Here is a 13,929-nt window from a genome sequence, read left to right as displayed (position 1 = left end):
AAATAAACCCATTCTCTAATATTTCAATCTAGCGATGATTTACACATGGATTTAATAATCACTAACGACCTCTCAAGTTTATGATAAAAAAACATCTACCCTATGCTTCACACTCTATAGAAATAAATTTAGTAATAGTTCTCATTAAACATACTGACCTGCGCAGTAACCACTCGCCCAAGCCCATTGGAAGTTGTAGCCACCAAGCCAGCCCGTTACGTCGAGCACTTCACCTATAAAGTAGAGACCTTTTTGTTTTTGTGACTCAAAGGTTTTAGACGACACTTCGTTGGTGTTAATACCACCCAGGGTCACTTCTGCGGTTCGGTAGCCTTCTGTTCCGTTTGGTGCAATGTCGAAATGACTGAGATATTGATATAACGCTTCTATTTGCTCGTTAGAGGTTTGCGCTGAACGTTCGTTTAGCCAAGGAAATTCGGTTTTGATAAGGTCAACCAGTCGTTTAGGTAAAGTAGTCGATAAAACACCTTCAAAGCTTTTCTTGGGCGTATTTTGACGCACGGCAAACAGTTCGTCTAAAGAAAGCTCTGGTGTGATGTTGATATCAAGAGCAACACCCGGTTGCCAGAAGTTGGTGATTTGCAAGATGGATGGGCCACTGACACCTCGATGAGTAAACAACATAGGTTCGGTAAAAGTGGTGCCATTAGCGGTGGCAGAAATGTCACAAGCAACACCAGAGAGTTCGGCCAGTTGTTCTTTACGATCTGGTTGTATCGTAATAGGCACAAGGCTGGCTCTGGTTGGTAATAAGTCGTGACCTACTTGTTTGGCAATATCGTAACCAAAACCACTCGCGCCCATACTAGGAATGGATAATCCACCTGTGGCAATAACCAATGACTCACAAGCAAACACACCTTGATTCGTTGTGACTAACGTGTGGTCGTCTTTATAGTCGATGCTGATGATCTTTGTGTTGAGCTTAAGCTCTGCGCCAGACCATTCAAGTTCGGTCAGTAGGATCTCAAGTAGGTCTTTGGCAGAGTGTTGGCAGAAAAGTTGCCCCGGTGTCTTTTCGATGTATTCCAATCCGTGGCGATCCACTAAATCTACAAAGTCTTGAGAAGAGAATCGACGTAACGCAGAAATACAAAAATGTGGGTTCTCAGACAGAAAGTGCTTTGGCGCAGCGTCCATGTTTGTAAAGTTACAACGCCCTCCTCCTGACATGAGGATTTTTTTACCGGCTTTGTTCGAATGATCTAAGACGACGACTTTTTTTCCTCGGTAACCAGCGGTCGCGGCACACATCAAACCAGAGGCGCCGGCCCCAATGACAACTACATCTACTTTATCCACAACCTACCTCATCGCTTATTTGTAGCCGTATTATAGTGTTTAGGCTTTTTATTAGCAGTAAATCTGAGAGCTTTTCTTTCCTCTTAGTACAAAATTCAACACCTATAATGTTGTCCACAGAAACCGTTAAGAAGGCTGTGGGAATCATTGATTTTCCCTTTAAATTCAATCGATTAAATAAAATCAAACATTATTTAAAATTATTTTTAAATAATGTTTTCATGCCAAAACCAGAAAATCATTTTAAAAAAAGCAATCTATTTTTGAAAATATCACTATACAATTTAACTGTTCATCTATACAGTACTGTATAAACAACCAGTTAAATATTTTTAAAGGATATGAATATGATTACGCTAAAGACCCCAATTCGCACTATTCATAAAGTTGCACTTCTAGCCGTGATGACATTAGCCTTGTACGCTCCAGCCAAGGATCTTATACAATATGCAGAAACACGTTTTGCAAAACAAACCATTCAAATAGTTGACGCTTCCTTTGGCACTAATATGCCATGGCAAGAAGCAACTTCTTCTTATTTAAAGGTGAGCCAAAATGCACAATCCAGCTTATCTCGCTCTCAAATGATCTACACTAAATTACGCTTTAGTAACCCAACATCGGAGCCTCAAACTTACCGCAAAATTTGGTTAAACTTTGCCCATAAAAATGGCGATCAGGAATACACTACCGATTACACTTTATACAATACGGAAACTCGCCAACGTTTGATTGGGCAATCTATTGAGTTAGGGGCAAACAGTGAGATAGATGTCGTGGCAGCGTATCGCTTTATTCCCAGCTATAAGAACAAGTCGCCGATCAGTATGAGTGTGTCTTGGGAAGGTCAGGGGTTACTAAGAGAAAAAGCTTGTGAATACAACCTTAAGAACACGTCAGAAAATACTTTCCAGTATCAATGTAACTAAATAGTACCTCAGTAAAGAGTATTCAAAAAATGTGCAACGCAGAACATTGATAATCGTTTTCATTTGCAATACTATTGCTTCACGAATCAAATTGATTTTAGAAATTATATTTTGGAGCTCAAAAATGAAACGATTGTTAACCCCTGTTGCAATTTGTGTTGCTGCCACAATGCTTACTGCCTGCCAAGTTAAAAATGACTCTACTACTGCAAGCTCTGTTACCGCAGACGCTGTTGTTGTGCATTATGCTGATATTGCTGAAGCGATTTACAGTGACTCTTTAACGACTGCAAAAACACTTCGCGCAACAATCGCGACTTTTTTAGCAGATCCTACTGAAGCTAATTTGCAAGCGGCTCGTACATCATGGATTGCGGCTCGCGTACCTTACCAACAAAGTGAAGTTTACCGTTTTGGTAATGCTATTGTTGATGATTGGGAAGGTAAAGTTAACGCTTGGCCATTGGATGAAGGTCTTATCGATTACGTTTCAACAAGCAGCTACGGTACAGAGTCTGATTTAAACTCCCTTTATGCCGCAAATGTTGTTGCTTCTAAGCAACTCCATATTGGCGGTGAAATGATTGATACAACTGATATCACTCCCGATCTTCTTGCTAACACTCTACAAGAAGCTGACGGCGTTGAAGCTAACGTAGCAAGCGGCTACCACGCTATCGAGTTTTTACTTTGGGGCCAAGATTTACATGGTACTAACCCTGGTGCAGGCGAACGTCCAGCAACAGATTACGACTTAGACAATTGCACAAACGGTAATTGTGATCGTCGTGGTGATTACTTAATCGCTGCCACTAATTTGATGATTTCTGACCTAGAAGAAATGGCAAATAATTGGAAAGAAGGCGGCGCAGCTCGCGTAGCACTATTAGACCAAACGACTGATGAAGGTCTTGCAACTATCCTAACAGGTATGGGCAGCTTGGCATATGGCGAATTGGGTGGCGAAAGAACCAAACTTGGTTTGATGTTGCACGATCCAGAAGAAGAGCATGATTGCTTCTCTGATAATACTCATTGGTCTCATTACTATGATGCTAAAGGTATCAAAAACGTATACTTGGGTGAATACAAGCGCGTTGATGGTAGCTGGGTAAAAGGCCCATCATTGTCTAAACTTATTGCTCAAGAAAACATTGAACTTGATGCTAATATGAAGCTTAAGTTAAATAGTACTGAAGCAGCTGCACAAGCAATGGTAGATGCGGCAAAAGAAGGCCAAACATTTGATGTTCTTATTGCTATGAACAACACTCAAGGCAACCAGCTTGTTCAAACATTTGTTGACTCTTTGGTAGATGAAACTCGTGTTACAGAAGAGATCATTCATCAATTAGACATTCAAGGCATTGCTTTAGAAGGCTCCGACAGCCTTGATAACCCAAGCTCTGTATTTGAGTAATATTGTCATCCCAATATAATAATTAAATGGGGTGTCTGAAAAGCTATGTCATTTAGTCAGTTAATGGTATTTGTCTATTTATGACTTTGTATTTGAAAAAATGTACTTTTTGTATAGCTGGCGCTTTCGCCAGCTTTTTTTGTTTTCAGCCCGTTGCTTTTGCCAGTGACTATTCGAAGCCTATTAAAGGTATAGATGTAGAGGATAAACTCGACTTTAAAATTGGTGAAGGTATTTTCCAAAAGTTTTGGGTGCCCTCACCCTCTTCCACCACGGCAAGTGATGGCTTAGGCCCTCTACACAACACTCGCTCATGTAATAGCTGCCACCTTAATAATGGTCGAGGCCATGCCCCAGAAGCAGATGTCAATGGCGCTTCGATCCCTTCCTTTTTAATACGTATTGGCCAGTCTTATAAACAGCCATCTCCCGTTGCCGATTTCATGTATCCAAATCTTGGAGATAAATTTTATGGCAAGCAATTACAAGGACACAGTGCCCAGAACGTTCTTCCTGAAGGTGATTATTATCTTTCCTATGAGACTCGCAGCGAAACTTTAGCCGACGGTACTCGTGTTGAGCTAAGAAAACCTCATTTACACTGGAGCATTCTTAATTACGGTCCTTTCGAAAAAAACACTGGTTTTACCATGCTTGTATCGCCCGCTTTAGTAGGTATGGGTTTATTAGATAATATTCCGAATGATACAATTATCGAGAACTCAGACCCTGACGATAAAAACAATAATGGTATTAGCGGCCGCGTCAGCTGGGTTCCTAGTAATGATGGAAAAGAAAAAATTATTGGTCGCTTTGGCTATAAAGCCTCGGCACCAAGTGTAACGGCTCAAAATCAAGCTGCATTTAATACTGATTTAGGATTATCAACGCCTTTAAACCCTGCTGCATCAGGCGATTGCACTGAACTTCAAAAAGAATGTATTGAAAGCCCTAACGGCAACAGTAAACATTTGGATAATTTAGAAGTCGATAAACAGCAAACAAGACTAGTGGACCTTTTTGTATCATTATCTTCACCACCATCAATGCGTAACTTGAGAGAATCAACATTCCTCGAAGGAAAAGAAATTTTCGACAACGGTGGTTGTGCAAGTTGCCACATACCAAAAATGGAAACAGGAAAAAATTCATCTTTCACTGTATTAAACAACCGCACCTTCTATCCTTTTACCGATATGTTGTTGCATGATATGGGGCCAGAATTAGCTAGTGGTTTCCCAATTTTTTCAGCTATGCCAAATGAATGGCGCACTGCGCCGTTGTGGGGAATCGGTTTATCCGAAAAAGTTTCTGGTAGAGCCGGTTTTTTACATGACGGTAGAGCAAGGACGATAGAGGAAGCAATCCTCTGGCATGGTGGAGAAGCCAAAACAAGCCAACAATTTTATAAACAATTAAATAAAGAATATCGGAAAAAACTCATCTACTTTTTGGAGTCGCTTTAATGAAATATTTCCCTCAGCTTGTTGCTCTAGCTGTTTGCATCACTACCCCTTTATTCGCGTCAGCCGGCCAATGGGAAGGCCCACTTAATGGCATTGTTAAAACAATAGTAAATGACGGTTATAAAAATTATGCGTCATCCTCAAAAGCATTAGAACAAAGCAGCTACACACTTTGCACTTCACCTTCAGAAAAAACGTTAACCGCTGCGAAGCAAGCCTTTGAAATCAATGCATTAGACTGGCAACAAGTACAGTGGCTTAACTTCGGCCCAGTTACTTACTTTATGCGCTATTATGCATTTCAATATTGGCCAGATAAAAAAGGCGTCACTCAGCGTCAATTAAGAGCATTAAGCCAAGGTGACCCTTCTATAATGGACGCCCCTAAATTTTGGACGTCTGCCAGCATTGCTGTACGAGGCTTAACTGCAATAGAAAGCCTTCTTTATCATCCAGATTTTGAGCCTGTCAATTCAGCTAATCATTGTCACTTACTTGAACGAGTAGCGACGCATCACTTTGAAAGTTCTGATGCCGTTGCTAGTCAATGGCAAGAGAGCAAGGCCCAAGATTGGGTATACGATGAAGAAGGAGCGGGCTTTGATGCTGAAGAAGTTGCTTTAGAGCAGTTTTTACAGCAATGGATCGAACATATGTCCGCTGTGAAAGATGCCAAACTTGAAACACCTATTGGCTATAACGGCCGAGAAAACTTAAAATTGGCTGAGTTTTACAGAAGTAACCTATCACTTAAGACTATTCAAAAAAACTTACAGTCTTATCGCGAAATTTACCATGCAGGATCACCTTCTTTATTTGATATCGCAAAACAGTCTAACCCTGACGTTGCCGAACAATTTGAACAACAGCTTCTTCAAAATATAAAATTGTCATTACAACTACCGAGTGACTTTTTCCACCCAGGTAAAACAAAAGACGAACGTATCGAACTTGCTAAACCTTTGGTTAAATCCATTTCTAATAGCCAATCTTACCTTTCTAGCCTTGTTACTCAGTTAGGCTTTCAAATAGGCTTTAATAGTAGAGACGGAGACTAACCCATGCTATCAAGGCGGTCTTTTCTTGCCTTGAGTGGTGCTATGGTTACAGCACCTTCATGGGCAAGCATGATACAAAAAAACACAGGTAAAATACTTTTCGCTTCTGCCTACTCTCTGAGCAAGCAAGAACATTTTTTTGGTGTTTTTGATGATAATGGCGAGATGGTATGGACATCTCCCCTTACAGACAGAGCTCACGCGCCTGTTGTCCATCCCAATCAAAGTGTTGTTGGTATTGTTGCTCGCAGGCCTGGTTTTTTTATCGATTTCTTTGATGTTTCTACTCATCAAAGAATCAAGCGTATTGAGCCAACGCAAGATCATCATTTTTACGGCCATGCACTTTTCACAAAAAATGGTACTCGACTACTAACTCAAGAAAATCATTACCCAACAGGGCAAGGCAAAATCTTTGTTCGTGAATGGCCTAGTGGTAATGTGCTCAATGAATTCAATAGTAATGGTATTGGCCCTCATGAATCTGTCTTTTTGAACGATGATGTTTTAGTAATCGCTAATGGTGGTTTAAAAACACATCCAGATGAAGACAGAGAAATATTAAATCTCGACAGTATGAAACCAAATGTCACTTACCTTTCACTAATAGATGGCAAGGTTATAAATCAAGCCTCTCATAGTGACGAGCTACATCAGTTAAGTATTCGTCACCTTGATGTAAATTCGCAAGGCATAGTTGCACTAGGTTTTCAGTACCAAGGTGAAGTATGGGATCAAGTTCCCTTAATTGGGCTATCTCGTATTAATCAACCAGAGATGGAGTATTTGCCTATTCCAGAAAACGTTAGAATCCGTTTTAAGCAATACTGTGGCAGTGTCTGCTTTGATAAATCAGGCAAGGTATTGGCCATTAGTACACCAAGAGGCGGTTTAGTGGCTTATTGGGATATAGAGTCTAAAACTTTTTTAGGCATAGAAAACTGCCGGGATGTGTGTGGACTTGTCGCAACCGATAATGCACATGAATTTTTATTAACCAGCGGCACTGGTGCTCAATTAAAAAGCAATCCAGTGCAAAGCACAACAAATCCGATCAAAAAACATACAAACATTCACTGGGATAATCACCTGAGACAAATCATTGCATAATTTCACTTATAAACTCGAGCCTAGCGTAGTCAAACCAACACTTTTTAGGTAATGTGAAGTTAGCTCTAAATAATTACTGTTTTTATTCTCCCATTATATAAAGTTGAATAATGTTTATACAATTTTTAAAAAACTATTTTTTTGTTGATTCTAATCACACCTTTGGATGTGACGACAAAGCATTTCATCAGAGTGCACTTAGGATTTTACTTGCACTTACTGTCTGTATTTTTGCCGTTTCAGAAGTCCACTCCATTTTTGCATCCAAACCACTTACTTTTCTTGGGGTTAATAGTTTTTATCTTGTATTGCTCATAGGGCTACTTTTTTTTAGTAAAAAACACACACAAATCACCGCCGTTTTATTTACTGCAACACTAATAACAACAAGCTTCTTGCTATTAACTCTTAGTGACCAACTTGACGCAAAAAAATACGCCTTAATTTCTTTATATTCATTACCTCTAGTCATCCGTTTATTATTCAGTTTCAAAGCATCTTTAATAGCAATGGTTATCAATCTTTACCCTTTCTACTTTATGACAACTGAATATTTGAATATCTCTAATCCAGATACAACACCTTCGTTCTATTTCCAACTATTAACATTTGTTACGCTAAACATAGGTCTACCTCTTGCTGTTTCTAGAATCTTCCACACTCTGGAAAGCAACACAATTCACATGAAAGAACTTTATAAAAAGCTAAATGACAACTACGCGTTACACGAAGAATTTTTTGAAAATACAGGATCACCGACTTTATTCTGCGATCAGCATGGCAAACTTCTTAAGACTAATCAGCTAGCACGAGATTTATTAGCAACCGTTGAAAAAAATGATTTTTCAGACACTAAAATATCTGATTGGTTATCGCCTATTGAGAATAGCAGTAAGCTATTCTGGCAGTCCAACGTTGCAGAATGTACATTAAAAGCAAATACAGGCACTCATATAGAAATTCGAAGGGCCACTTTAACAAAGCACAATCATTATGTTTTACATTTACAAAACACCACTCAATTACATGCGATACAGCAAGAACTTGAAAACACTCAACAAACAAACAGCCGTCTGGCTCATTTTGATTTACTAACATTACTACCTAATCATAGAAATTTTTGCCGCCAAGTAAATCAACTTATTGATAAACCTAGCAAACACTTAACTGGCGCGATGTTTATTATCCGCATTCGTCAGTTTAAGCTACTCAACAAACAATATGGAAAAGACAGCGCTAACAAAATCATTTTAAATTTCTCAAAAGCACTACAGAAAAACGTTTCTGATCAGGCAATAATTGGTCGATTACGAGGCGTCAAATTCGCTTGTTTTGTTCCATTAAACCAAACTCATCTTATTCAAAAAAATCTATCCGCGTTCATTAATTCCATTTTGCCAGATCAAGTTAAGGTTGATGGCAGACCTTTGAATATGGATTATCAAGTGGGCATTTCCTACTACCATACTGATGGAAATACGGCAGAAACTTTATTAGAACATTGTGAAATGGCTTTAGAGTACTCCAGTAGCACTGAGCACCTTTCCTACTATAACCATGAACTTGAAAATAAATTAATCAAAGAGCATGAGCTTGGCTTAAAACTCAGTTCTGCTATAAAAAATAAAGAAATAAAAATGTGGCTTCAACCTCAAGTGAATCAAAATGGGCACATATGTTCATTTGAAGCACTTGCCCGTTGGAAGATCGATGGTAAATACGTCCCTCCTATGACTTTCATTAAAATTGCAGAAAAACAGGGGCTTCTTTCTCTTCTTGCCGTAAATTTAGTACGAGAACTTGTTGAAACGCTAACCGAATGGCATAAGGAACATATACATACACCAATCGCATTTAACTTAGCAGGTCAAGAACTCATGAACGATTCTTTCTTTGCTTTATTAATGACATTAGTAGCTGATAAGCCTTGGCTAAGTAAAATGCTTGAACTCGAAATTACGGAAACCAGTTACGTTATGACAAACCCTCTGATTCATAAACGCTTGAGAAGCTTATCGCAATATGGTTTCTCCATTGCTATTGATGATTTTGGTACTGGACAGGCCTCTTTGGGTCAGCTTGTTGATATTCCAGCTAACATCTTAAAAATTGATCGCCGTTTCATTTCCCCTTTACCAAATGACCAACGCCATGTTGATATTGTTAAGTCGACTATACAACTAGCGGAATCATTAAATATGAAAGTCATTGCAGAAGGCATAGAAACCAAAGAACAAGCAACCCTGCTTATCGCATTAGGCTGTCATACCCTACAAGGTTATTACTTCGGCAAACCATCCCCTATGTCTGACTGGACAGCTCGTAATCACGAAAAGGCTAAAGAGCTGCGTATGGTGTATTAATTAAATCTATACTCTATATAGAGCCTAGAAAAATCACATAAAAAACAGAATTCGTTAGAGCTCTGTTTTTTATGTGATTTAAAGTTGTTACATTAGAACGCCATATTCATAGCAACCGAAAATACATTAGCTTTAGACTCATAGTCTGCCTCTAAAGTACCACGAGAGGCGTCCTCACCTGTGCCATCTCGACTCACATTAACGTCATCAATCATTACGTGAGTAAAGGCAAACGCTACGGAGCTCATATCGTTGAAGTCATACGTTCCACCAACAGAAATCCATTTTCGATCTCCATCTGGTGTGCGTGCTGAACTATATTCATCTTTTACTGGCGAATCATCCATTGCCACACCTGTTCGTAAGGTTAATTTATCTGAATAATCATAGGTAAGCCCGATGGAGTAAAACCATTTATTTTCAAAACCAAAAGACAATACAGAGTTATCTTGGGAACTATCAAAGTCTATATTGATGCCGTCCATAGAATCCCAGCCCGTTCTCATTGCGGTTAAACCAAGAACCAGTTTTTTTGTTAGCTCTTGATCCAAACTAATAGTAAGTACTGACGGAAAAGTTAAAGAGTCAGAGACAGAAGTATCAACTAAATTTGCAAGGCCATAGCTAGTAAGTGTTGAGTTTAATGAATCTACATCGGTATAAGTAATATCACCCTCAAAATCAAAATCTACTTTACTGCGATAACCAACACCAATTCGTGTTCCTTGCATTGGCTCAAATAAAGCACCTAAACTATAACCATAACCTGTTGCATCTGCTTCAATAATTCCATCCCCTTCGAGACCAGGTGCTCCAACAGCTGATGCCAGAATAACTTCAGCTTCATGTAATTGAACACTTGCCCCAATAGAGAGTTGTTTATTCATTTGATGCGCTAATGTGAAACTTAATGCAATATCTTGAATGCCTGTTTCTGTCCCGTGAAAACGCCCCGCCCAGTCATCCCCATAATCACCAGAAAGTCCAAAAGGTACATTTAATGAAATTCCTGCGACTGTATTACTCGACAAGGGCTTTGCGAAATAAATAGCTGGAATTAAAGCATCGGACACAGAATCGGAGGAAGAGTCTGCCCCAATGTTAGTAGAGCCTAAGGCTGATGCACCACTCGCTGATGTGACGGTAGCCTCAACACTAGGCATTACATAAGCACCAGACGCATATACAGTTGTTTCTGAGGCATTTAGGAATAAAGCAGGGTTCCAGTAGCTAAAGGAGATATCAGCACCTGATGCTGCAGCACCTGCTAAAGCGTTACCAGAAGCCGTTGCACTATGGTCATTAAGGGCAAAGCCTGCTGAGTAAGTCGATGAAGCTACAGCTACAGAAGCAGCAATGACACTTGCTTTAAATAAGTTTTGTGAAGAGGTTTTCATAAATAAGCCAGACTATTTTTATTAGATATTTTATATACCTAAATAAATTATACATTTGATTATAGAATAGCACGTCATAGCGTTATCAGCATAAATACCTAACTCACACAGTATTTAAAATACATTTTGTATTTTTCTAAACAAGACAAGAGTTTTATTTAGTAAAAGGTCTAGTTGAGAATGGAAAACTAATAAACTAGTTTTAGTTTATTTCAAATAATAAACACTCTTAATAAGCCTTAGATTACTCTTTCGTGAATTCTTTCAAGCTTTATTATACTAATAATGGTGAATAGAACATCATATAAAAAGTCCTAACCAGCCTTAAATGATTCTTGATGATAATTGTCGAGCCGCTTGCACTAAGTTTTTGGAATATTGGCGTGCGTCTGCAGGGTCAAACACCTTACTTTTTATCACGATGCTAATCGCTGCCACAGGTTCATTGCGTAAATTCATCACTGGCGCAGCCATAGTACTGATGCGCCCATCAAACTCACCGTAATTGACGGAATAACCCAACAAAGCCGCCCGATCCAATTCACTCAGCGTTTCTTTTTTATCACTTTTCGACAGTGTATTTGTCACCGAATCGAGCGAAAAATAATTCTGTCTAAACTCATCCGTTTGCATGGATAACAGCGCCTTCCCAGAAGCCGATTCGTGCATGCGTATCGTTTGTCCGATGTAAATATCAAAAGCGTTACCCAATAAAGGCTCTACTTTAGAAACCACCACCATTTGATTCCCTACTGGTACGCTTAACAAAATCGATAAATGAATTTCATTTTTTAGAATTTCAGCGATCGGGTAGAAAAAAGGAATCAAACTTTGCTTACTAAAAACGGTGGAAGCCACTTCAAATATACGAGAACCCACACTGTAAGAACGTTTCCGACGTGGATCCAAAGACACCATTTGGTGCTGAACTAAGGAGTTAATCACTCGATGCGCACTGGCCGCAGGGATATTGGTTTGTTTGCAAATCTCAGACAAGGTTAATGGAAAAGAAGATGCGGCAATCAAATTAATGATAGCAACGGCATGGTCAACCGCAGGGGCTTGCGTTTTATTCCTTTCAATACTCATCGCTACAAAATTTCCATATATAGAAAAACAAAGATTATAAAGAGTAGGAAAATAGCTTCTTTAAAAAACCATAAAAAAATAGCCATTTATTTCGTTTGGAGATGGCACTAACCAATAAAAAAATCATAAGTCAGATCTAGATTAGCAACAGGAACCGTTTTCTTTCATCATCACAAATTAAATCATTTAATAAAGCCATTAATAATCATAATCTTACAGTATAAATTCCATATATAAAAATAATATTTCGCCTATAGAAATAAATTTGACTCACCTGATCTATGCTCCTTACTATCCATACAAATACATTTGGGGTGCCGCATGAGAAACGATACAAACTTTATCAAAAATCAATTCATTCATTCTGATCAAGCAGAGCTGATTCCTGTTTACAACCCAGCGAATGAAAAACTCGTTGCGAACGCTCAAGCCGCTACTGAAGCGGATGCGCTGTCCGCCATCGATGCCGCTAGTATTGCTCAAAAAAAATGGCGAAAACTGACGAGCGTAGAACGTGGTCAGTATTTGCATAAACTGGCAGATGCCTTGGTGACGCTTAGCCCTGCTATTGGTAAAGCGTTGGCCGAAGAGTCAGGTAAAAGTCTAGAAGACGCCACCAATGAAGCCATTTATGCGGGAGACATCACTCGCTATCACGCTGAGTGGGCGCGCCGCATTGAAGGCGAAATCATTCCAAGCGATACACCATCAGAAAACTTGTTATTACAGCGTGAGCCTATTGGCGTTGTTGCTTGCCTAATCCCGTTTAATTTCCCTGTTTACACCTTGCTTCGTAAGATCGCACCGGCCCTTATCACAGGCAACAGTGTCATTGTGCGACCGAGTAACAATACGCCGTCTTCTGCCTTCGAAATTGCCAAAGCGGTTCAGCTTGCGGGTTTCCCAGAAGGTGTGATCAACATCTTAACCATGTCCCATGCAACAGCTGAAATTGTTTGTACTCACCCAAAAGTCGGCATGATTACGTTAACGGGTAGCGTTGGTGCAGGTCGTAAAGCGCTGGAATACTCACAAGTAAACATTGCCAAAGTGTCCCTTGAGCTTGGCGGTAAAACGCCAGCGATTGTCGAAGCAGATGCCGATCTAGCGAAAGCCGCCAAAGAAATCGTCGCGTCTAAAACCACTCACTGTGGTCAGCTTTGTACCGCAGTAGAACGACTTTATGTTCACGAATCCATCTATGACGAATTCATCACCCTATTAAAAGCCGAATTCACCGCAAGAGAGTTTGGCAATCGTAAAAACAGCCCAACGCTAATGGGGCCTTTGGTCAATAAAGCCGCTCGCATCAACATTCATCAGATGGTTGCGCGCGCGATTGACGACGGAGCTCAATTGGAAATTGGTGGCTATATTCCTGAAGGCGAAGGGCATTTTTACCCGCCGACCTTGCTTACAAATTGCCGTCAAGACATGGAAATCGTACAAGAAGAAATTTTCGGTCCTGTGTTACCGGTTTTAACTTACAGCACCATTGATGAAGCCTTGGAATTGGCCAATGATCACCAGTTCGGTTTGGCATCGGTTATCTATACCGAAAATTACCGTACAGCAATGAAAGTAGCGAACAACATAGAAGCGGGGGAAATTTACATCAACCGCACACCGTCTGATCCTTATCAAGGCTACCACGCAGGCTGGAAACGTTCTGGGTTAGGTGGCGACGATGGCAAACACGGTATGTTGGAATTTACCCAAACTCGCCTTGTAGTTCTGAACTACTAACACTGAACTACTAACACAGACTTAGAGG

General features: G+C 39.8%; 10 protein-coding genes. 7 read left to right on the top strand and 3 right to left on the bottom strand.

What is annotated here, in order from left to right:
• Positions 1-144: 144 nt before the first annotated feature.
• Complete coding sequence (locus IF202_RS12280) at positions 145-1,275, bottom strand: BaiN/RdsA family NAD(P)/FAD-dependent oxidoreductase (RefSeq protein ID WP_206705496.1); 1,131 nt, start codon at positions 1,273-1,275, stop codon at positions 145-147.
• 395 nt (positions 1,276-1,670) lie between these two features.
• Between IF202_RS12280 and IF202_RS12275 the strand changes: the two genes are divergently transcribed.
• The 6 genes from IF202_RS12275 (at position 1,671) to IF202_RS12250 (ending at position 9,669) form a co-directional block, all read left to right on the top strand.
• Positions 1,671-2,252: a hypothetical protein gene (locus IF202_RS12275; RefSeq protein WP_191595213.1), complete on the top strand. Its 582-nt coding sequence runs from the start codon at positions 1,671-1,673 to the stop codon at positions 2,250-2,252.
• A 124-nt stretch (positions 2,253-2,376) separates the two neighbouring features.
• Positions 2,377-3,672: an imelysin family protein gene (locus IF202_RS12270; RefSeq protein WP_191595212.1), complete on the top strand. Its 1,296-nt coding sequence runs from the start codon at positions 2,377-2,379 to the stop codon at positions 3,670-3,672.
• An 80-nt stretch (positions 3,673-3,752) separates the two neighbouring features.
• The gene (locus IF202_RS12265; RefSeq protein ID WP_191595211.1) at positions 3,753-5,138 is read left to right on the top strand and encodes a di-heme oxidoreductase family protein; all 1,386 of its coding nucleotides are present in this window, start codon (positions 3,753-3,755) and stop codon (positions 5,136-5,138) included.
• The gene (locus IF202_RS12260) at positions 5,138-6,196 is read left to right on the top strand and encodes an imelysin family protein (protein ID WP_191595210.1); all 1,059 of its coding nucleotides are present in this window, start codon (positions 5,138-5,140) and stop codon (positions 6,194-6,196) included. The genes IF202_RS12265 and IF202_RS12260 overlap by 1 nt, the downstream gene beginning before the upstream one ends.
• Before the next feature lie 3 nt (positions 6,197-6,199).
• Positions 6,200-7,306, top strand: a complete 1,107-nt coding sequence (locus IF202_RS12255) for a DUF1513 domain-containing protein (protein WP_191595209.1) — start codon at positions 6,200-6,202, stop codon at positions 7,304-7,306.
• Positions 7,307-7,416: 110 nt separating this feature from the next.
• On the top strand, positions 7,417-9,669 hold the full coding sequence (locus tag IF202_RS12250; RefSeq protein ID WP_191595208.1) for a GGDEF domain-containing phosphodiesterase: 2,253 nt from the start codon (positions 7,417-7,419) through the stop codon (positions 9,667-9,669).
• 92 nt (positions 9,670-9,761) lie between these two features.
• On the opposite strand, the gene IF202_RS12245 is transcribed toward IF202_RS12250, so the two are convergent.
• Together IF202_RS12245 and IF202_RS12240 are read right to left on the bottom strand one after the other, a co-directional pair.
• Positions 9,762-11,066: an OmpP1/FadL family transporter gene (locus tag IF202_RS12245; protein ID WP_191595207.1), complete on the bottom strand. Its 1,305-nt coding sequence runs from the start codon at positions 11,064-11,066 to the stop codon at positions 9,762-9,764.
• Between the two features lie 324 nt (positions 11,067-11,390).
• Positions 11,391-12,155 (bottom strand): IclR family transcriptional regulator, encoded by a 765-nt coding sequence (locus IF202_RS12240; RefSeq protein WP_191595206.1) that lies wholly within the window; start codon positions 12,153-12,155, stop codon positions 11,391-11,393.
• A gap of 321 nt (positions 12,156-12,476) precedes the next feature.
• Here IF202_RS12240 and aldA point away from each other — a divergent pair, with 321 nt between their 5' ends.
• On the top strand, positions 12,477-13,901 hold the full coding sequence (gene aldA, locus IF202_RS12235) for an aldehyde dehydrogenase (protein ID WP_191595205.1): 1,425 nt from the start codon (positions 12,477-12,479) through the stop codon (positions 13,899-13,901).
• The last annotated feature ends 28 nt before the right edge of the window (positions 13,902-13,929 follow it).

The organism is Marinomonas colpomeniae, from assembly GCF_014803385.1.
Lineage (GTDB): Bacteria > Pseudomonadota > Gammaproteobacteria > Pseudomonadales > Marinomonadaceae > Marinomonas > Marinomonas colpomeniae.
This window is presented reverse-complemented; position numbering and strand designations above follow the sequence as displayed.